This window comes from Chelativorans sp. YIM 93263, from assembly GCF_028767125.1.
GTDB lineage: Bacteria > Pseudomonadota > Alphaproteobacteria > Rhizobiales > Rhizobiaceae > Chelativorans.
On sequence record NZ_JAKCWP010000012.1, the window covers coordinates 13,396 to 33,337 of the forward strand.

14 protein-coding genes are annotated in these 19,942 nt (G+C 63.0%); 8 read left to right on the forward strand and 6 right to left on the reverse strand.

Annotation, left to right across the window (positions count from 1 at the left end; all coding sequences use genetic code 11):
* From LY631_RS19095 to LY631_RS19115, 5 genes are all read left to right on the forward strand, one after another.
* Nucleotides 1–1,635 carry an ABC transporter ATP-binding protein gene (locus tag LY631_RS19095; protein WP_274427191.1) on the forward strand — a complete coding sequence of 545 codons (1,635 nt, stop codon included), beginning with the start codon at nucleotides 1–3 and terminating at the stop codon, nucleotides 1,633–1,635.
* Nucleotides 1,636–2,076: 441 nt separating this feature from the next.
* A complete protein-coding gene (locus LY631_RS19100; protein ID WP_274427192.1) occupies nucleotides 2,077–3,102 on the forward strand; it encodes a TRAP transporter substrate-binding protein in 1,026 nt (341 codons plus the stop codon).
* Between the two features lie 73 nt (nucleotides 3,103–3,175).
* A complete protein-coding gene (locus tag LY631_RS19105; RefSeq protein WP_274427194.1) occupies nucleotides 3,176–3,805 on the forward strand; it encodes a TRAP transporter small permease in 630 nt (209 codons plus the stop codon).
* Nucleotides 3,806–3,814: 9 nt separating this feature from the next.
* On the forward strand, nucleotides 3,815–5,098 hold the full coding sequence (locus LY631_RS19110; RefSeq protein WP_274427195.1) for a TRAP transporter large permease: 1,284 nt from the start codon (nucleotides 3,815–3,817) through the stop codon (nucleotides 5,096–5,098).
* A 15-nt stretch (nucleotides 5,099–5,113) separates the two neighbouring features.
* Complete coding sequence (locus tag LY631_RS19115; protein ID WP_274427196.1) at nucleotides 5,114–5,551, forward strand: universal stress protein; 438 nt, start codon at nucleotides 5,114–5,116, stop codon at nucleotides 5,549–5,551.
* 40 nt (nucleotides 5,552–5,591) lie between these two features.
* Here LY631_RS19115 and dgcN read toward each other — a convergent pair whose 3' ends face one another.
* Complete coding sequence (gene dgcN / locus LY631_RS19120; protein WP_274427197.1) at nucleotides 5,592–6,584, reverse strand: N-acetyltransferase DgcN; 993 nt, start codon at nucleotides 6,582–6,584, stop codon at nucleotides 5,592–5,594.
* A gap of 155 nt (nucleotides 6,585–6,739) precedes the next feature.
* Between dgcN and LY631_RS19125 the strand changes: the two genes are divergently transcribed.
* A complete protein-coding gene (locus tag LY631_RS19125) occupies nucleotides 6,740–7,774 on the forward strand; it encodes a hypothetical protein (RefSeq protein WP_274427198.1) in 1,035 nt (344 codons plus the stop codon).
* A 693-nt stretch (nucleotides 7,775–8,467) separates the two neighbouring features.
* On the opposite strand, the gene LY631_RS19130 is transcribed toward LY631_RS19125, so the two are convergent.
* The gene (locus LY631_RS19130) at nucleotides 8,468–10,114 is read right to left on the reverse strand and encodes a cisplatin damage response ATP-dependent DNA ligase (RefSeq protein WP_274427199.1); all 1,647 of its coding nucleotides are present in this window, start codon (nucleotides 10,112–10,114) and stop codon (nucleotides 8,468–8,470) included.
* Nucleotides 10,114–11,124 carry a ligase-associated DNA damage response exonuclease gene (locus LY631_RS19135; RefSeq protein ID WP_274427248.1) on the reverse strand — a complete coding sequence of 337 codons (1,011 nt, stop codon included), beginning with the start codon at nucleotides 11,122–11,124 and terminating at the stop codon, nucleotides 10,114–10,116. The genes LY631_RS19130 and LY631_RS19135 overlap by 1 nt, the downstream gene beginning before the upstream one ends.
* 77 nt (nucleotides 11,125–11,201) lie before the next feature.
* On the opposite strand from LY631_RS19135, the gene LY631_RS19140 reads away from it, so the two are divergent.
* Together LY631_RS19140 and pdeM are read left to right on the forward strand one after the other, a co-directional pair.
* Nucleotides 11,202–13,724, forward strand: a complete 2,523-nt coding sequence (locus LY631_RS19140) for a ligase-associated DNA damage response DEXH box helicase (RefSeq protein WP_274427200.1) — start codon at nucleotides 11,202–11,204, stop codon at nucleotides 13,722–13,724.
* Nucleotides 13,721–14,431 (forward strand): ligase-associated DNA damage response endonuclease PdeM, encoded by a 711-nt coding sequence (gene pdeM / locus LY631_RS19145; protein WP_445082918.1) that lies wholly within the window; start codon nucleotides 13,721–13,723, stop codon nucleotides 14,429–14,431. The genes LY631_RS19140 and pdeM overlap by 4 nt, the downstream gene beginning before the upstream one ends.
* Before the next feature lie 12 nt (nucleotides 14,432–14,443).
* Here pdeM and LY631_RS19150 read toward each other — a convergent pair whose 3' ends face one another.
* The 3 genes from LY631_RS19150 to LY631_RS19160 all read right to left on the reverse strand — a co-directional run bounded on the left by LY631_RS19150 (nucleotide 14,444) and on the right by LY631_RS19160 (nucleotide 19,926).
* The gene (locus LY631_RS19150; protein ID WP_274427201.1) at nucleotides 14,444–15,232 is read right to left on the reverse strand and encodes a TIGR02186 family protein; all 789 of its coding nucleotides are present in this window, start codon (nucleotides 15,230–15,232) and stop codon (nucleotides 14,444–14,446) included.
* On the reverse strand, nucleotides 15,229–16,152 hold the full coding sequence (locus LY631_RS19155; protein ID WP_274427202.1) for a sulfite exporter TauE/SafE family protein: 924 nt from the start codon (nucleotides 16,150–16,152) through the stop codon (nucleotides 15,229–15,231). The genes LY631_RS19150 and LY631_RS19155 overlap by 4 nt, the downstream gene beginning before the upstream one ends.
* A gap of 138 nt (nucleotides 16,153–16,290) precedes the next feature.
* Entirely contained in the window at nucleotides 16,291–19,926 is a 3,636-nt protein-coding gene (locus LY631_RS19160; RefSeq protein WP_274427203.1) for a peptidoglycan-binding protein, read from the reverse strand.
* Nucleotides 19,927–19,942: the final 16 nt, after the last annotated feature.

Sequence of the window (19,942 nt, forward strand, 5' to 3'; positions counted from 1 at the left end):
ATGACCGACACATCCGAAACGATCTTCGACATCCGCGATATCCGCGTGACCTTCGCGACGCCCGACGGCGCGGTCGAAGCGGTGCGCGGTGTCGATATGAACGTGAAGGCAGGCGAGACCGTCGCGGTCGTGGGCGAATCCGGCTCCGGCAAGAGCCAGATCATGATGGCGGCCATGGGGCTTCTGGCTTCCAACGGCCGGGTGGAGGGCTCCGTCACCTATCGCGGCCAGGAACTCATCGGCATGCCGCGGGAAAAGCTCAACCGCATTCGCGGCGCCAAGGTCACCATGATCTTTCAGGAGCCGATGACATCGCTCGACCCGCTCTACACGATCGAACGGCAGATCAGCGAGCCGCTGCGCGTACATGGCGGGCTGTCGGCATCCGCCGCGCGGGCGCGGGCGCTTGAGCTCCTGAAGCTCGTCCATATCCCCGATCCGGAACGCCGGCTGAAATCCTATCCGCACGAGCTTTCCGGCGGTCAGCGCCAGCGCGTGATGATTGCCATGGCGCTGGCCAACGATCCGGATCTCCTGATCGCCGATGAGCCGACCACGGCGCTGGACGTCACCATTCAGGCCGAAATCCTCGGGCTGCTGGCGGAGTTGCAGAAGAAGCTCGGTACCTCCATCCTCTTCATCACGCACGATCTCACCATCGTGGAGGCCTTTGCCGATCGCGTTTATGTGATGCAGCACGGCAATGTGGTCGAGGAGGGAAAGACCGAGGACATTTTTCAGCGCCCGACCAGGGACTACACCAAAATGCTCCTGGCGGCCGAGCCAGAGGGCAGCAAACCGCCGGTGCCCGATACGGCACCGATCCTGCTCGACGCGAACGACGTCTCGGTAACCTTCTCGATGCCGAGCGGGTTTCTTTCCCCGCGTTTCGAGCTGAAAGCCGTGCAGAACGTAACACTGAGCCTGCGCGAAGGGCAGACGATCGGTATTGTCGGCGAGTCCGGGTCCGGCAAGTCGACGCTCGGCCGCGCTCTCCTGCAATTGCTGCCGTCGGAAGGCCGCGTGGTGTACCAGGGCACCCCGATTCAAGGTTTCGACAGGGCCGCCATGCGGCCCTACCGGCGCAACCTGCAAATGGTGTTCCAGGACCCGTTCGGCAGCTTAAGTCCGCGCATGACGGTGGGCGACATCATCACCGAAGGCCTGCTGGTTCATGAGCCGCAGATGACACGGCGCGAGCGCGAGGAGGCGGCCACCCAAGCCCTGAGGGAGGTTGGCCTCGAGCCGGCAGTGCGCAACCGCTTTCCGCACGAATTTTCCGGAGGCCAGCGCCAGCGCATCGCGATCGCGCGCGCAGTGGTTCTGAAGCCGACCGTGATCGTACTGGATGAGCCGACCTCTGCGCTGGACCGCTCGGTGCAGAAGCAGATTATCGCGCTTTTGCGGGATATACAGGCGAGATATCGCCTGTCCTACATTTTCATCAGCCATGACCTGGCGGTGGTAAAGGCGTTGTCCGACTACACCATTGTGATGCGCACCGGGAGGGTGGTGGAAGAGGGGCCGACCGGCGATGTTTTCCGGGCGCCGGCAAGCGAATATACGCGCGACCTGATGGAGGCAGCGTTCAATCTGAAGAAGGTATTGAGCCGGCAAGCTTCAGCGCGTGCGTGAACCTTTCTTGTCTTTGGTGTCGCGATGAAGACGCGGCGAGCAGGTCACAAAATATTCCGAGAGATTAATTAACTATTTGACTCCGCACCTTCTCTGTTTCACGTTTAGATGCAAATGTAGCGTAGGAGCAGGGAGGGGCGGTTGACCGCACCCGAAATTCGAAACCAGAAATGGCCGTTATCGGAGCCGCGCGGCGGCTCTCTCGCGCCGGCAAGGTGCGCGGTCGAGACCTTCTTTCAATTCCTGCTTAGCCCTTCTCGAACCGTCGGGAATGCCCGCCTCTATAATGCGGGGCGGGGTAGGACGCGCATGACGGTCCGCACGCCGGGTTTCGCCACGGTTCCGGGCTGGTTGCCTGCCCGCTGATTTGCTCTGAATCAGTGTGGCGACATGTCTGCAGCAAGCAGGCAAACATACTACTCACCAACAGAGGAGAACATCATGAGGTCATACAAGAGCCACCTTTTGGCAGGTGTCGCGGGGGCCGTGGCAATGGCTGCTGCTGCTGGATCCGCGTCTGCCGAGACGTGGAAATATGCCTTTGAAGAGGCGATGACCGACGTTCAGGGCGTCTACGCCCAGAAGTTCAAGGAGGAGATCGAGGCGAACTCGGATCACGAGATCCAGCTCTTCCCCTTCGGCACGCTGGGTGAATCCGCCGACATTATGGAGCAGGCCCAGGCCGGCATCCTCGAATTCGTCGATCAATCACCAGGATTTACGGGCGCCCTGATCCCGGAAGCGCAGGTCTTCTTCGTACCTTACCTCCTGCCGCAGGATCACGAGACCCTCGTCGACTTCTTCCGCAACTCGGTCGCCATTAACGACATGTTCCCCGATCTCTACGCCGAGCAGGGACTCGAGTTGCTGAAGATGTTCCCGGAGGGTGATGTCTGCATAACGACGCAGGAGCCGGTGCACAGCCCGGACGACCTTAACGAGGTGAAGATCCGGGTCATGACCAACCCGCTTCTGGTTGAAAGCTACCGTGCCTGGAATGCCACGCCGACGCCGCTCCCCTGGGGCGAAGTCTACGGCGCTCTGCAGACCGGCATCATTCAGGGCCAGGAAAATCCGGTCTTCTGGATCGAGTCGACCAACATGTACGAGGTTAGCCCCGTCATCACCTGTCTCGGCCACAACAACTTCACCACTGCGGTTATGGCCAACAAAGACTTCTTCGACGGACTTTCGGAAGAGGATCAGCAGGTGGTCCAGAACGCGGCCGACGCGGCGTTCGACCATATTGTGGAATACCAGAAGGGTCTGCATGAGGAGTCGCTGGATAAGATCAGGCAGGACGCTGGTGACGACGTGCAGATAAACATCCTGTCTGAGGAGGAGCGCCAGCCCTTCATCGAAGCAGCCTCGCAGGTTGAAGAGGAGTTCGTCGAAATGACCGGCGAAAGCGGTCAGGAGATCCTCAACCAGATGAAGGAAGATCTGGCTCAGGCGCAAGGCAACTAGCCGCCGACATTCCCGGCCGGGCGCGGGGGGGCGTCCGGCCGGTGCTTTGAAAGAAGAGCGGGGAACAACAAAAGTGCCGCAAGATCATAACGAATCGCAGCTGCAGTCGCAGACGGATACGACTGCGGTCGACGACGTTGCCACAGGTCCATACAAGTCCGATCTGCCGGGCGTTCTCGGGACGGTCGACACGGTCATCGGCCGTTTAGAATCGATGTTTTTGGCTGCCGGCGTGCTGCTTCTGGCGGCCAACACCAGCGCCAATGTCATTGGCCGCTTCGTCTTTCAAAGCAGCCTCTTCTTTTCCGAAGAGCTCAATCGCATTCTTATCATCCTGATTACCTTTGCCGGAATCAGCTACGCTGCCCGCCAGGGCCGGCATATCCGCATGTCCGCCATTTACGACGCGCTTCCGTCGGCGCTGCGCAAGCCGCTGATGATCATCATCGCGCTCATCACGGCGGTCTTCATGCTCGGACTGGCCTGGTACTCGACCCAATACATCCTGACCCTGCACGGGCGGGGGCGTGTGCTGCCATCGCTACAGATCCCGGTCTGGCTCATCTACCTTTGGGTCCCTATCGGCTTCTTTATGACCGGACTTCAGTACATTCTGACGGCGATCAAGAACATGCTGGAAAAGGATATTTATCTCTCGACCAACGTGATCGAGGGCTACGACGACGAAGAGATCGAGGTCTGAGGGCGGGTCATGGCTGTAACTATCTTTTCCATCATGATCGTCCTCCTGCTGCTGGGCTTCCCGATGATGATCCCGCTGATCATCGGCGCCTTCGTCGGCTTCTATTCGCTGTTCGGCGGAATGGCGCAAATGGAGACGATGGTGCAGCAGATGATGGCCGGCATCCGCCCGGCCTCGCTGATCGCCGTTCCCATGTTCATCTTCGCGGCCGACATCATGACGCGCGGCCAATCGGCCGGGCGCCTCATCAACCTGGTCATGTCCTTCGTGGGCCACCTGCGCGGCGGCCTCGCCGTTTCGACCGCAGCCGCCTGCACCATGTTCGGTGCCGTATCCGGCTCGACGCAGGCAACCGTCGTTGCCATCGGTTCGCCCCTGCGCCCGCGCATGCTCAAAGCCGGCTACAAGGATAGCTTCATCCTTGCCCTGATCGTCAATTCCTCCGACATCGCCTTCCTGATCCCGCCGTCGATCGGCATGATTATTTATGGCGTGGTGTCGAACACGTCGATCGCCGAGCTTTTCATCGCCGGCGTCGGGCCCGGCCTCCTGATCCTGGTCCTTTTCTCGATCTATTCTTGGATCTATGCCGTGCGCAACAATGTTCCGACGGAAGAAAAGGCAAGCTGGCGCGAGCGTCTCATAGCGGTGCGGGACGCGCTTTGGCCGCTGGGCTTTCCGGTCATTATCATCGGCGGCATCTATGGCGGCATCTTCAGCCCCACGGAAGCGGCCGCCGCCTGCGTGCTCTATGCGATCTTTCTTGAAATGGTCGTGTTCCGCGAGCTCGACATGAAAGGCCTCTACGACACGGCGAAATCCACGGGCCTCATCACGGCGGTGGTCTTCATCCTCGTCGGTGCCGGAGCGGCCTTTTCCTGGGTCATCTCCTTCGCACAGATCCCGCAGGAGATTCTCGCCGGCATCGGTATCGACCAGATGGGTCAGATCGGCGTTCTCGTCGTCATCTCCATTGCATTTTTCATTGGCTGCATGTTCGTGGATCCGATCGTGGTGATCCTCGTGCTCGTGCCGATCTTCGCACCGGTGGTGGACGCGGTCGGTCTCGATCCAGTGCTTGTGGGAACGATCATCACGCTGCAGGTCGCCATTGGTTCGGCCACGCCACCGTTCGGGTGCGACATCTTTACCGCCATCGCGGTGTTCAAGCGGCCCTACATGGATGTCGTGCGCGGTACGCCGCCCTTCATCCTGATCCTGTTGTGCGTTTCCGCCGCGCTCATCTTTTTCCCGCAGATCGCGCTGTTCCTGCGCGACATGGCGTTCAGGTAGATTGGGAGGCAAGCCTTGTTCAAACGGATCCTCGTCCCGATGGATGGCTCCCACGGTGCTACGAAAGCGCTCGACATGGCCATCCAGCTACAGAAGGGCACTGAAGCCGAACTGCTGCTGCTCACCGTCTTTCGCCACCACAGCCTTCTTGAGCACTCGACCTCGATGGTGCGCCCCGAGGACCCGGGCAGTATCGATGAGGCGCTCCGCGGTCACGCAAAGGCAGTGGCCGACGCGGCCAAGAAGCATGCCATAGAGCAGGGGGCGAATGCCCCCCGCGCCTTCGTCAAGAACGGTCCGCCCGCCCGCACCATCGTCAAGTTCGCCAAGGAGCGGGAGGCAGATCTCATCGTCCTCGGCAGCCGCGGTTTGGGCGACCGTGAAGGTTATCTACTGGGCAGCGTCTCCCACAAGGTGACGAGCCTAGCCGCCTGTCCGGTGTTGGTGGTGTAGAAAAGCCGACGCTGCGGCTGTAGGTCGGCGCCAGTCTGAATTATAACGCCTCGACCAGCCGCGCCGCGCCATTGCGGAAGGGATCGGTTGTCGGAATTCCCATCCGCGCCTCGATTTCTTCCAGGCACATCCGCGCTTCTTCATCCGGCAGAGCGGCGGTGTTGACTGAGATCCCGGTCACTCGGACGTCGGGATTGACGATACGCGCTGTCTCCAGAGCGAGATCGCGCAGGGCTTCCAGCGACGGAAGGCTGTAGTGCGGCAGGCCCCGCATGTGCGTACGCGTCGGCTCGTGGCAAAGCACGAGCGCGTCGGGCTGGCCGCCGTGGATCAACGCCATAGTCACGCCGGAAAAGGAGGGGTGGAAGAGGCTCCCCTGGCCTTCGATCAGATCCCAGTGGTCGGGCTCGTTGTCCGGCGAAAGCCATTCCACAGCACCGGCCATGAAGTCCGCCACGACCGCATCGAGCGGCACGCCCGAACCGGTGACCAGAATGCCGGTCTGACCGGTGGCGCGAAACGTCGCCTTCATGCCCTGGGCGCGCATCTCCCGCTCCATGGCGAGTGCGGTGTACATCTTTCCCACGGAGCAATCCGTGCCGACGGCCAGGCACCGCTTGCCGGCGCGCTTCTTGCCGTCCGCGATAGGATAATCATGCTGCGGAACGCGCACGTCGAACAGCTGCACGCCTGCCTTCTCCGCCGTACCCACGAGCTCCGGTAGCGCGGTGAGCCGGTTGTGCAGGCCCGAGGCGATGTCCATGCCGGCGTCGGCGGCCTCGGTCAGCGTGGCAAGCCAGCTCGGCGAAATGACGCCGCCGCGGTTGGCTGCGCCAACCACCAGCGTCTTCGCGCCGGCGGCCCGGGCCTGCGCAATCGTCATGTCGGGAATGCCGAGGTCGGCCTTGCAGCCTTCAAGGCGCAACTGGCCGACACAGAATTCCGGCCGCCAGTCCCTGATTCCCTGCGCAACCTTTGCGGCGAGTGCATCCGGCGCATCGCCGAGAAAGAGCAGATAGGGTGTTTTCAGCATTTCAGGGCTCCGTCAGATTTGGCCGATAGCTGCCGTTGTCGGGCCCGACTGTCAAGCCGGCTTCATTGGTCCAGGCCTACAGGACCCGGATAAATGCCGTTGATCGCGCGCGCTGTCACGGTTAACGGTAAACAAGGCAACACTCGGGGTGTCCATTGGAAGCAGTCAGACAGGCAATTACACGGGCCCTGGAAAAAGGTGACGCGCAGGACCGGGCCTTTCGCGAAAAGGTTTACCGGCAGACTTTTACGGCGCTCGATCACTCCTTGCAGTCGAGAACGGATCTTTCGGCCGAGGAGGTGCGGCGCCAGCGCGAGCAGGTCAAGGCTGTGATTGTCGACATCGAGCGCGGCTTTCGCGGGGCTTCCGCGGAAGCCCCGCCGGCTGCCCCACCGCCCGAACCCGTGTCCCCTCCTGAACCTGTGCTCCAGCCCGCGGCGCACCCGGCCGAAGAGGCGGCGTTCACACCGAGTGTGGACCGGGGCGACCGGCTGCACGGCCCGGATGAACCGGGGCGGGATATGCCTTCTGCACGAGAGGACCGTGCCTTCGCCGGCTCCGGTTTGAAAAAGCGGCGCTACGGGCTGCTCATTCTGGTGATCGCGATTCTGCTTGCCGCTGCCGGTTTCGGCATCTGGTTCATTCTGCAGGGTGGCATGGGGCAGTCGGTCGAGGATATCATCGCCTCCGATTCCAACCAGCAAGGCGTAGAAACCGTTGGGGGGCCAGCGCAGTTCGCGGACGCGGATGAGGATGAGGGCTGGATATCCGTCTTCTCCCCCGACGATCCGACCACGGTTACGACCCGTACGGGCATGTCCGCGCAGGTCATGGACAATGGCGAGGGCAGATTCCTGACCGTCAGCGGTGAGGCGGGCGAAGCCCCCCTCTCCTTCGATATCGGCCGGGGTGTCCTCGAAGAAATTGCGGGGCGGCGTGCGGTCTTTAGTTTGAACGCCCGCGGCGCGGAGGGTGAGGAAACCCAAATCTCCATTTCCTGTAACCTGGCCGCGCTCGGCGGCTGCGGGCGCACGCGCTATGTCGTCGGACCGCAACCGGCGGACTATCTCCTCGAGGTCGAGTTGCCGGATGCCGATCCGGGAGGTGGTGGCACCATCACCATCGTACCGGATATCGAAGGCCAGGGTCGCGCGCTCGACATCTTCTCCCTGCGGGTAACCGCCGAGTAACACGGCGCCATTCCCTCCGCTATCGAGAGGGAAGCGGGCGCGCGGCATCGCCGCCACGCCCGGATTTCGCCGTCTGGCCATTGTTGAGAAAGCGGGAAGCGGGGCGCGTGCTCCGGACTTCTCACTTCTATGTCAGGCACGTTTGCACGCGCCCCGCCGGTAGACATCGCCGCCGTCGGCCGGCCGCTCGCAAAAGGCCCGTACCCGGGACCCTGCTTGCGGCTTGACCCCCGTTGACATATCCGCCGGGCGACCTCCTGTCTCAGCCTCCGAGAGAGGCTCGGGATCGTAACCACCCGACCGGCCGGGGGCACCGGCCTGTCGCGGAACCTTCGAATTGCGGGTCTCGGTCCCGCCGCCCAAAGGCTCGCCACCGCCGCCCTCCCGAACACCCGGTGCGCATCCAGTTCCCGCGAGAGCGATGGGTTGGATGATAAGAGCGGCTGAGAGGGCGGGNCCTCCCGAACACCCGGTGCGCATCCAGTTCCCGCGAGAGCGATGGGTTGGATGATAAGAGCGGCTGAGAGGGCGGGATAAACAGGCGGGAAAAAAGTTCGAACTTTTTTCTGATATTGCGCAAAAACAGATGGTTAGCTGGTGATAAAAATGTCTGAGGCGCCGATTTTATCCCCGCTTCGTGCCAATACAGCCGCGCCGGCGCCACTGGCCTTACATATTTTACCGTCTCGGACATCACGTCCGGAGAGCAGATTCTGGCCTATTCCCCGCGACCGCTCTTTTAGCTCTGTTCTCGTCCAGCAGCTCTTCCAGCGTCTCGATGCGGTCTGCTTCATGGGTCGGCTTGTCCCAGCGCAGCCGTGAGACGCGGGGAAAACGCATGGCGATGCCCGACTTGTGCCGTGTCGAGCGGTTAAGCCCTTCGAACGCGACCTCGATCACCAGCCCGTGCTCCCGGTCGGCGCGGACGGCACGCACGGGGCCGAAGCGCTCGATGGTGTTTTCGCGGACATAGCGGTCGATCTGACGCAACTCCTCGTCCGTGAAGCCGAAATAGGCCTTTCCAACAGGCACCAGCGCGGGATCGTCCTGCGGCCCGGACCAGACGCCGAACGTGTAATCGGAGTAAAAGCTGGAACGCTTCCCGTGGCCGCGCTGGGCGTACATGAGCACCGCATCGACCGTGAACGGGTCGCGCTTCCACTTGAACCACGGGCCCTTGGGGCGGCCAGGGAGATAAGCCGAATCCTTGCGCTTGAGCATCAGCCCCTCGATAACCGGATGCGGCGGGTTGCAGCGCTTGTCGTCAAGCTCATCCCAACGCTCGAAGGGGACGAGCGGTGAAAGGTCGAAACGGTCGGCCGGAAGCGTGCCGACGAAATCTTCCAGAAGCTTTCGCCGTTCGAGAAAGGGCAGAGCGCGGGTATCGCGCCCGTCGAGAACCAGCAGGTCGTAACAGCGCACGAAGACCGGATAATCGCGCAGCATCGCGCGCGAAACCGTCTTGCGGTTGAGCCGCTGCTGCAGGTCGGAAAAAGTGCCGGTGCGCTCGCGCGGGTCGCCGACCAGAAGCTCGCCGTCGATGGCTGCATCGAAATCCATCGCGTCCACCAGATCGGGAAAGGCGCCGGAGATATCGTCGCCCGTGCGGGAGTAGAGCCGCCGCACCTCACCCTCCGCCACGGTCTGAACGCGAATGCCGTCCCACTTCCATTCGGCCACGTAGTCGGCGGGCTCGAGAGCGGCAAAATCGGTCTCTGTGGCGGCGTGGGACAGCATGACCGGACGGAAGGGCGCCTTTGCCGCATTCTCCGGTTTTGGTCCGCGACCCTCAAGCCACGCAAAAAGCGCCGTGTAAGGTGGCGCGAGGCCGTGCCAGAGTTCCTCGATCTCCTGCACATCCACGTTGCCAAAGCTCGCAAGCGCTTGCTTGGCAAGCCGCGCCGAAACGCCCACGCGCAGGCCCCCGGTGGCAAGTTTGATTGCGGCAAAGCGCCCGGATGGAGAAAGCTGGTCGAGTAGCCGCGCCATGGTTGCGGGCGCATCGGACCGGCTTGCGGTGGAAAGACGCTCGACCACTTCCGTCAGGCTGGGCGCACCGGCCTCAGCGCCGGCCGGCCAGATGAGCGAGACCGTCTCGGCGAGATCGCCCACGTAATCATAGGAATAGTCGAATAGCACGGGATCGACACGCTCCATGACGAGCGTACGCAGCATGGCGGGCTTTACGGCGGGGAAATCAAGCCCGCCGGTGAGCCCGGCGAGGCCATAGCCGCGATCCGGGTCGGGCACACCGGCAAAGTAGTCGAGCATAAGCCGCAGCTTGCCGTTGCGCGATGGCGTGAGCACGAGCCGGTCGAGGAGTTCGGCGAAGCGTTCCACTATTCGGCCTCGTCCTCGTAACCGGCGATGTGCAGCGGCTGCGCGATAATGCCGTTGAGCTCACACCAGCGCACCAATGCCTCTTCGCGCCCATGGGTGACCCAGACTTCGCCTGCGCCGGTCTCCTGAATGGTCTGTGTCAGCTCCGGCCAGTCGGCATGATCGGAAATGATGAGCGGCAGTTCCACGCCCCGCTGGCGCGCGCGCTGGCGAATGCGCATCCAGCCCGACGCGAAACACGCGAGCGGATCGGCGAAGCGGCGGGACCAGCGGTCGTCGATGGCCGAAGGAGGCGCGATGACGATCGCGCCTGCCGGCGGGGCGGCGTCCTTTTCCTCCACGGTTGCGGGGCGCAAGGGGCCGAGCGCGACGCCCGCGCCCTCGTAGTAGTGGCAGAGTTTTTCCAGCGCGCCGTGGAGATAGATGGGCTTGCGATAGCCCGCCGCGCGCAGAAGCGCGATCACACGCTGTGCCTTGCCCAGCCCATAGGCGCCGACAACATGGGTGCGCTCGGGGAACTGCTGGAGGGAGGTCAAAAGCCGTTCGATTTCCCGCGCGGCATCGGGATGGGTGAAGACCGGCAGGGCGAAGGTGGCCTCGGTGATGAAGACATCGCATGGCACGGTCTCGAAGGGGGCGCAGGTGGGATCGGCTGCGCGCTTGTAATCGCCGGAAGCAACGATGCGCATGCCGTCTGCCTCCACAGCGATTTGTGCGGAACCCAGCACATGGCCTGCCGGATGGCAAGTGACACGGATACCGTCAAGCGTGATCGTCTCACCCAGGTTGACCTCCTGCACGGAGCCCGCGAAATCCGGGCCGTACCGCAGCGCCATGATGTCGAGCGTCTCCCGCGTGGCGAGCACCGCACCATGCCCGGCGCGCGCATGATCGGCGTGCCCATGGGTAATCAGCGCGCGCTCGACCGGGCGCGTCGGGTCGATAAAGAAGCCGGCTTTCGGGCAGCAAAGCCCCTCGGGCCGGGAGCGGAGCAGGTCGCGCGCATTCATCATCAATAGTAGATAGGCTCTCTTTCTGGCGTGGAAATGGTTGGCGGCGCTTCTGTTCTGCTTTAGTTCTAGCCGTCGTGAACGAGGAAACCAATACGAGCGGCGAAATCAGCGCCCTTCTGCCCGCGTCTTTTCAGGCGTGGTTCGCCGCGCGCGGGTGGACACCGCGGCCGCACCAGATCGACCTTCTGACCCGCACGCGGGAGGGGCGCTCGGTGCTACTGATCGCGCCGACGGGGGCGGGAAAGACATTGGCGGGCTTCCTGCCTTCATTGACCGATCTCGCCGGGCGGAAAAGGCCGAAGCCGGGCGAGCGGCGGCGGGGGGTGCACACGCTCTATATCTCGCCGCTGAAGGCGCTCGCCGTCGATATTCAGCGCAACCTTTCCCAACCAGTCGGTGAGATGGGGCTCGATATCCGCATCGAGACGCGCACGGGGGACACCCCTTCCCACAAGCGCCAGCGCCAGAAGCACCTGCCGCCGGACATTCTGCTGACCACGCCCGAGCAACTCGCGCTGCTGATCGCCTCGCCCGATGCGGAGCGCTTTTTCGCCGACCTGAAATACATCGTGCTTGATGAACTGCATTCGCTGGTCACCTCCAAGCGCGGCCAGTTGCTCGCGCTCGGTCTGGCACGGTTGCGGCGGTTGGCGCCGGAGACGACGAGCATAGGCCTCTCGGCCACCGTCGCTGAGCCGGAAGCGCTGCGGCGCTGGCTCGTGGCGCAGGATCGGCCGGGCACGATGGCCGATGTCGTCACTGTGGCCGGCGGCGCGAAACCGGAGATCACGATCCTTGAAACAGACGAGCGTGTGCCCTGGTCGGGGCACTCGGCGCGCTACGCTATTCCCGCGGTCTACGAGGCGATCAAGCGCCACCGGATGACGCTTCTCTTCGTCAACACGCGCAGCCAGGCCGAGCTTCTGTTCCGCGAGCTTTGGCATATCAACGAGGAAAACCTAGCCATCGCGCTGCATCATGGCTCACTGGATGTGGGGCAGCGGCGGCGCGTGGAAAAGGCCATGGAGACGAACAGCCTCAGCGCGATCGTCGCCACGTCCACGCTCGACCTCGGCATCGACTGGGGCGACGTGGATCTCGTCGTCCATGTCGGCGCGCCGAAGGGGGCAAGCCGGCTCGCCCAGCGAATCGGCCGCTCCAACCACCGCATGGATGAGCCGAGCCGCGCCATCCTCGTTCCGGCCAACCGCTTCGAGGTGATGGAGTGCCGCGCCGCGCTCGAGGCCAACTATCTGGGCGCGCAAGATACACCGCCGCTGGGTGAAGGCGCGCTCGACGTGCTGGCGCAGCACATCTGGGGCCGCGCCTGCGCGGGGCCGTTCGACGAGGACGAATTCTATGCGGAGGTGGTGAGTGCAGAACCCTATGCGGGACTCGACCGCGCCACCTTCGGCCGAGTGGTGGAATTCGTCGCCACCGGCGGCTATGCGCTGAAGACCTATGAGCGTTATGCCCGCATCCGCCGCACGAAAGACGGGCTCTGGCGTATTTCTCACCCAAGCGTGGCGCAGCAATACCGGCTGAATGTCGGCACGATCATCGAGGCGCCGATGCTTGCAGTGCGCCTTGTGCGCCGGCGCGGGTCGCTCGGTTCCTCCAGGGGCGGCAAGATGCTCGGGCAGGTGGAGAAGTATTTTCTGGAATCGCTGGCGCCGGGGGACACGTTTCTCTTCTCTGGCCGGGTGCTGCGTTTCGAGGGCATCCGGGAGAACGAGTGCTTCGTCACGAGTGCGGCCGGTCAGGATGCGATGGTGCCCTCCTATGAGGGCGGTAAGTTTCCGCTATCGACCTATCTGGCGAAGGAAGTGCGCGGCATGCTGGCCGACCCGGCGCGCTGGCGCGCCCTGCCGGAGCCGGTGGCGGACTGGCTGCGAATCCAGCAGGAAAAATCCATCCTGCCGCAAGAGAAAGACTTGCTGGTCGAGACCTTTCCACAGGCCGATCGCTTCTACATGGTCGCTTATCCCTTCGAAGGCCGGCTGGCGCACCAGACGCTCGGTATGCTTTTGACCCGGCGGCTGGAGCGTGCGGGTGCGCGGCCGCTCGGTTTCGTGGCGACGGATTATTCTCTCGCTATCTGGAGCCTTGGCGATATGGGCGGGATGATTCGGCGCGGCGAACTTCCGCTCTCGCGGCTCTTTGACGAGGATATGCTGGGCGACGATCTGGAAACCTGGCTGGCCGATAGCTGGCTTTTGAAACGCACCTTTCGCAGCTGCGCCGTGATTTCCGGCCTCATCGAGAAGCGTCACCCCGGGCGGGAGAAGACGGGACGCCAGGTGACCGTCTCCGCCGACCTTATTTATGACGTTTTACGCGGGCACGAGCCCGACCACATCCTGCTTCAGGCAACATGGCGGGATGCGGCCACGGGCTTGCTCGACATAGCGCGCCTCGGCGAAATGCTGTCGCGCACCCGTGGCCGAATCGTGCATAAAGACCTTGAGCAGATCTCGCCGCTCGCCGTTCCGGTGATGCTGGAGATCGGAAAGGAGCCGGTCGCCGGCAGCGCGAACGAATCGCTCCTGGGCGAGGCGGCCGAGACCCTGATCGAGGAGGCCATGGGCAGCGCATGAATGTAATGAGCCGCATTGACGTTGTGCCCCGGACGGCGGAGATCACGGTCGCCGGGGAATGCGCCGTCTGCGATCCTTCGGGCGCGCTCTTCCTGCCCGCGGACGGGTTGCTCGTGGTTTCCGATCTTCATCTGGAAAAAGGATCGTCCTATGCCCGCCGCGGCAGTTTCCTCCCGCCCTATGACACGCTGGCCACGCTGCACCGCCTCGGCGCGGTCATAGCCCACTATCGGCCTTCGATGGTGGTGAGCCTGGGCGACAGCTTCCATGACGGAGGCGGCGCGGGCCGCATGCCAGAGGCTTTCCGCGAGCATCTTCTGGGACTGATGTCGGGGCGCGAATGGTTCTGGGTGGCCGGCAATCACGATCCCGCGCCGCCCGAAGGCCTGCCCGGGCGGTGGATCGATGAACTCGCACTTGGAAGCCTCGTCTTCCGGCACGAACCAACGTCGGGGGTGGAAGGCGAGATCGCCGGGCACCTGCATCCCGGCGCGCGCATCGTGCGGCGCGGCCGTTCCGTTCGCCGCGCCTGCTTCGCCTGTGACGGCTCCCGGCTCATCATGCCGGCCTTCGGCAGTCTGACGGGCGCGCTCAATGTGCTCGACCGGGCCTTCGCGGGGCTGTTCCTGCACGAGGCGCTCACCGCCTACATGATGGGGAAGGACCGCGTCTATCCCATCTCCGCCGATCTGCTGCGGCCTGCGTGATCCTGACAGCCTCTAGTCTTTCCGGAAGATCATCCTCCCCGCCCAGCCGGTCACGACCGCCAGCAGCGCCGACAGTACGCCGTAGATGAAGCTTTGCTGGTACGCGAACGCGAAAACGCGCTGTTCAAAACCCGCCTTGCGAATAGACAGGGGCGCGGAGGTATCCTGAACGAAAACGCCCTTGCGGAAGAGAAAAGCGCGTGCCCGGTGTGTTCCGACGGGGACATTGGGGGCGAGCCGCAGTGTTGCCCGAAACAGGCTGCGCGACAGAAACTCGACGCCGCCGACCCGCTCCACGTAAAGTCCCGAGGCTTCCTTTCGCGCTCGAAGCGCGGTGCTGAATTCCTGAATCCGTGCCGATGTTTCGCTCGGATCGAGCGGCCGCAGGCGAACGTCACGCGGGCGCAGCGCCAGAGTCTCGTAGCTGGATATTTCGGTGATGTCCTGCGGCGGGCGGGTCATTGCTACGGAATAGGACGCAGGCACGTCGCGAAAAATCATCGATTGCGTGTTGATCCACATACCTAGCACACGCGTCTTTTTGCGAACGGTCAGCGTTTGACGCGGGCCTTCGAGGATAACCACGATATCGTAGCCGCCCTGGCTGCTGATGAGCGGATCGACATTATCCAGCGCACCGAAGATCGTGAGGTTCGCGCCGGAAAAATCCGAGGTGATCGAAACCGTATCGGTCGAAAGGCCGATTTCGATGTCCTCCGAGAGCATGGGTTGTGTGTGGCCGCGCACGACGAACGCGAGCATGAAAAGCGCGAGGCATGCAAGGACATGAGCTGCGGTCATGCTCCCGCCCCCGTAGCCAGCGAGTAGACGCTTTGCGGGCGCACGAAAAGTTCGAAGGCGAGCCGCAACGCAACGGCGATCACCAGCGCCGCCAGGAGCGCGCGCAGCTGCTCGCCGCGCAACCTCTGGCCAATCTGGGCGCCGTACTGTGCGCCAGCCACGCCACCCACCATGAGCAGGAAGGCCAGGACAACGTCGACCGTATGGTTGGCTGTCGCATGCACGACGGTGGTGAAGGCCGCTACGAAGATGATCTGGAAAAGCGAGGTGCCGATGACAACGTTCGTCGGCACTTTGAGCAGATAGATCAGCGCCGGCACCATGATGAACCCGCCGCCCACGCCCATGATCGATGCCAGGAGTCCGATGATGGCTCCCAACCCCAGAACCGGAATGACGCTGACGAAGAGCTTCGATGTGCGAAAGCGCATCTTGAGCGGCAGCCGGTGAATCCAGTTGTGCTGGCCGGGACGGCGGAGCGAGGTTGATCCGCCGCTGCGTGAGCGGCGGATGGCGTTGACGCTTTCCACCAGCATCAGCCCGCCGACCGAGCCGAGAAAGGCGACGTAAAGCAGAGAGATGATGAGATCGAGCTGTCCCAGCCGGCGCAAATAGGCAAAAATGTAGATACCGCCGGAAGCGCCGACGATGCCGCCGGCGAGAAGCATCGTGCCAAGCTTCAGATCCAGCGTACCGCGCTTGAAATGGGCGAGCGCACCGGAAAAGGACGACGCGACCACCTGGTTCGCACCGGTGGCGACGGCTATGGCCGGAGGGATGTTGTAGAAGATGAGCAGCGGTGTGATGAGAAAACCGCCGCCGACCCCGAACAGGCCTGACAGAAAGCCGACCGCGCCGCCCATGGCGAGCAGGATCACCATGTTAACGGACATTTCCGCGATCGGGAGATAGATGCCCACCCGCGACACCAAAATTCGTTATGCGCGACCGGACCGCCGCGCGTGCTTATCTCATGCCTGTTCTTGCGCCCATACCGGGGCGAAAGTCAAACCCGTCGGGCGGAAAACTTTGAAAACTTGCGGAAAATTCCGCCGCAGCTACCCGTTGCTTTCGTTCTGTTCAAGCAGGGCGCGCACCAGCGCTTCGTCAATTTCACCCGTCGCTTTCAGGTTATTCTGTTCCTGGAAGGTCTTGATCGCCGTGCGTGTCTTTTCGCCCATGATCCCGTCGGGCGGCCCGGCATCGAACCCGGCATTGTTGAGAATGAGCTGGACGTTCGTGATCGCACGCTTCATGTCCACGCCGGCCGTGCTTTCCCGATCGAGCTTCCACGCGGCGGGAATATCGACGACATTCGCCTGAGCATCCGCCTCGTGCGCCTGCCACAGCTCGGCTTTGGCCTTGGCCCTTTCAAGCTCCTCTTCCGGAACCGCGCTTGCGATCTCATCGCGCTTGGCGGCGGCGTCCCCGTCTCCCGATTCTGCGGCGATGGCAAACCATTTGTAGGCTTCTGCCAAGTCGCGTGGCATGCCGACGCCCTTTGCCGAAAGGATGCCGACGTTGACCTGACTGTCCGGTACGCCGAGCTCCGCCGCTTTCAGAAACCAGCGCGCCGCGGAGTCATTGTCGGCCGATCCGTTGGTTCCAACCGCGAAGAGCACGCCGAGATTGTGCATGGCGCTGGCGTTGCCCTGTTTTGCGGCCTTCAAATACCAGGTCTTGGCCTCCTCGATGTCGCGATCGACGCCGAGTCCTTTTTCATGAATGTTTCCCAGCCGATACTGCGCGGGCGCAAGACCCCGCTCAGCGCTCAGGCGATACCACTCGGCCGCCTCAGCCAGATCCGCTTCCACGCCCTCGCCGTTGGAATAGCGTTGGGCGATTTCGAAAAGTGCCTCGGGATTGCCCCCGGCCGCAGCATGGCGCAGGGCCGCCGGGCCGATCTCCTCCGGAATTACCGGAATGGCGGTGACGCTCTCGACCGGTGCGTCTGCCGACTCGTCCTGTCGCAGCGATGCGGCCGTGATCGACGCGGGTGGCACCGAATCGAGGCCCGCCGGCGGCTTCGATGCGGTTGAAAGCGGGTCGGGACCGGTCGAGTCCGCTGCCTGCGGTACGGCCTGCCGCACGGGGGTGGATTGCTCGGGAATAGTCCCCGTAACGGTTTCGTCCTGTTCGATGGAAGCGGGTTCTGCCTGTACCGTCCGATCCGCCTCGGTGGGTTCCTCTTGAGAGATCTCCGTTTCTTCCGCCGGGGCATCTGTTCCCGATACGAAGGCCTTCTGCAAGCTGTCGGGAAGCATAGATTTTCCGAAATACACGCCGCTTCCGGCGAGTATTGCGATGCCCGTTAACGTGAGCAGTGCCTTGTTGCGCCGCCGGAAAAGTCCCCCAAGGCCCGATTTGCGCCCCTTCTCCGCGGACGTCGAGCGGTTTTGTTTGGAGATTTCCGCTTCCGCCGCCGCGGCCTTTGCGGCGCGCCGCGCAGCCGCAACAAAATCTGACTGGGCGGTATCCGTCTCGGACTTCTCCGCCTCGTCGCCCTCGTCACGCACCCGGCGCAATATGGCATTGAGGTCCGGTGCGCCGGAGCCTGGCTCCAGCGGCTCGTTGATGCGCTCGGGGTCGATTTCGGGTTCCGGGGCTGTCTCCTCGTACGTCCAGTCCGTTTCGCCGGTTTCCATCGTCAATGGTTCTTCCGGCTCGGCATCGACTTCGAAATCGGCATCGACTTCGGAATCGGCTTCGCTCTGGCCGGAAAGCGCCTTGGAAAGACCGCCCAACATCGTATTCTTGGAAGGTGCGGCTTCATCGTCCTCTCGAAGCGCCGCCTCGGCAGCCTTCGCAGCCGCTTCAGCCGGACTGCGCTGGTGGAATTCTTCCTCGAAGGCCGCGGTATCCTCGTCGGAGAACCCTTCGTACGGATCGATCGAGGGGGTGCTTTCGACGGCAACGTTCCGATCCGCCACAGCTTCCGCCTTGCCGCCTGCTTCGAGTTCGCCGAGACGCGCGACGATTTTCAAAAGCGTGTCATGCACCGCCTCGAATGTGCGGGCGTTACGCTCGTCGGACTTGCGCGTCAGCGCTTCCAGCTTCTGCAGCTCTTCCGTCAACTGGCTGTCGTTGCGCGTATCCGCTTTCTCCGACGTTTTCCGAACGGCCTGCTCCGCGGCTTGCCGTGCCGCCTCCAGCATCTCGGCGTGATATGCGCTGATGGAATGCTCGATATTTTCCAGGCGTGGTGCGATCGCCTCGCCTGTTGCCGCCTGGGAATCCGTGCTGGCAAGCTGGCCCGCAAGCGCGCTTATCTGTGCTTCCAGATTCTGGATCATTCCCAGATCGATGCCGGACACAGGCTGCGGTTCTTCCTGCAGCCGGGCGGCTATTTCATCCAGCCGCGCCTGCAGGGCCCGCAATTCCGGGTTGTCCTGGGTGGCCTCACGCAGCGCCTCGATGCGCTCCGACAATTCATTGAACCGCTTGTCCAGAGCCTCGCCCAAGCCCGGTTCGCTCTCTCCGGGCTGGTCCAGCCGCTCGATGACCTCGCCAAGCCGGGCCTGAAGTGCCTCGAACTGGCTCTGCTCCTGATGGAAAGCTTCGTCCTGACGCTTCTCCAGATGGACGAAAAGCTCCGAGAACCGGTTTTCCAGCGCCGCCATGAGCTCGGATTCGCGCTCGTGGGGTACCGAATCGAGTTTTCTCGACAGCTCCGCGATGTGTCCCGTCAGGTGTTCCACAAGCTGCTCGGGCACGCCCGTCTGCTGTGCGATCTCATCGACGCGGTCCGACAGCGTATTGAGACGCTCGACAATGACGCTACCACTTTTCTCCTGCACCAGTTCGTCGATCTGGCTGGCCAGCGAGGCGATACGCGCTTCCACGCGCTCCAGTGGCGCGGGGTCGACGCTTTGCGAGCGGATGACCGCCGTCGAGGCCGTTATCGCGCGGGAGATTTCGTCCAGCCGCTCTTCGATGAGCGTATGCAGATCCGACTGATCGGGCGTATGGGTCTCGGCGAATTGCACGAGTGATTTGCTCAGCTCGCCGACTTTATCCTCGAGTGTGCGCAGGGACTTGGTGTCGGGCAGTTTTCCGATCGCGGCACTGATATCCTCAATCCGCGAATGCAGCCGGCCCATTGCCGTATCGGATATGTCTTCTTGCCCTTTGGCCGGGGGAGCGTCGTCGCGCAAAAGCTCTGTGAGGGCGGATCTGACCTGCTCCAGTTCCAGCCGCAGCACCTTGGCGTTCTTGTCATCGCTGCGCTCCGCCAGCCGGCTGATCGCAGCCGAAAGACGGTCGAACTCGGCGCTGAGTTCCGGGCTGACGAACGCCGCGGGTATGTTCGCAAGGAGACTTGCTATTTCTTCGCGGAGCGCGCCGATCTCCCGGCGAACCCCGAAATTGACCATGGCCTGCACGTCCTCGCGCAGGGTGTTGAGTTCGTTGGACAGCTTCTCGGCGGACACGCTTTCACCGTCGCGGTGCCGCAGCGCTTCGACTTCCGCGGCGATCCGCTCCAGGGTCGCGCGTGGAAGATCTTCCCCGCCAACCCGCGCTGTCAGCGGCTTTCTCTCCGCTCCGCTCGACCGGGGGGTGGATTCGCGGCTTTCAAGCGCGCTCTCGAGCCTTTCGGCGAGGTTGTCGAGGGTTCGGTTGATTTCCTCAAATGCGCTTCCGGAACGCTGCCGCCCGGTGGTAAGGGGATCCAGTTGGGACCGCTTGCTATTCATCAGAACGCCCGCCTTC

Excerpts from the sequence above, each read along its gene's own strand:
- LY631_RS19100 (WP_274427192.1), top strand. The coding sequence starts at position 2,077 with ATGAGGTCATACAAGAGCCACCTTTTGGCAGGTGTCGCGGGGGCCGTG.
- LY631_RS19150 (WP_274427201.1), bottom strand. The coding sequence starts at position 15,232 with ATGACCGCAGCTCATGTCCTTGCATGCCTCGCGCTTTTCATGCTCGCG.
- LY631_RS19160 (WP_274427203.1), bottom strand. The coding sequence starts at position 19,926 with ATGAATAGCAAGCGGTCCCAACTGGATCCCCTTACCACCGGGCGGCAG.
- dgcN (WP_274427197.1), bottom strand. The coding sequence starts at position 6,584 with ATGCTGAAAACACCCTATCTGCTCTTTCTCGGCGATGCGCCGGATGCA.
- LY631_RS19095 (WP_274427191.1), top strand. The coding sequence starts at position 1 with ATGACCGACACATCCGAAACGATCTTCGACATCCGCGATATCCGCGTG.
- pdeM (WP_445082918.1), top strand. The coding sequence starts at position 13,721 with ATGAATGTAATGAGCCGCATTGACGTTGTGCCCCGGACGGCGGAGATC.
- LY631_RS19110 (WP_274427195.1), top strand. The coding sequence starts at position 3,815 with ATGGCTGTAACTATCTTTTCCATCATGATCGTCCTCCTGCTGCTGGGC.
- LY631_RS19135 (WP_274427248.1), bottom strand. The coding sequence starts at position 11,124 with ATGAATGCGCGCGACCTGCTCCGCTCCCGGCCCGAGGGGCTTTGCTGC.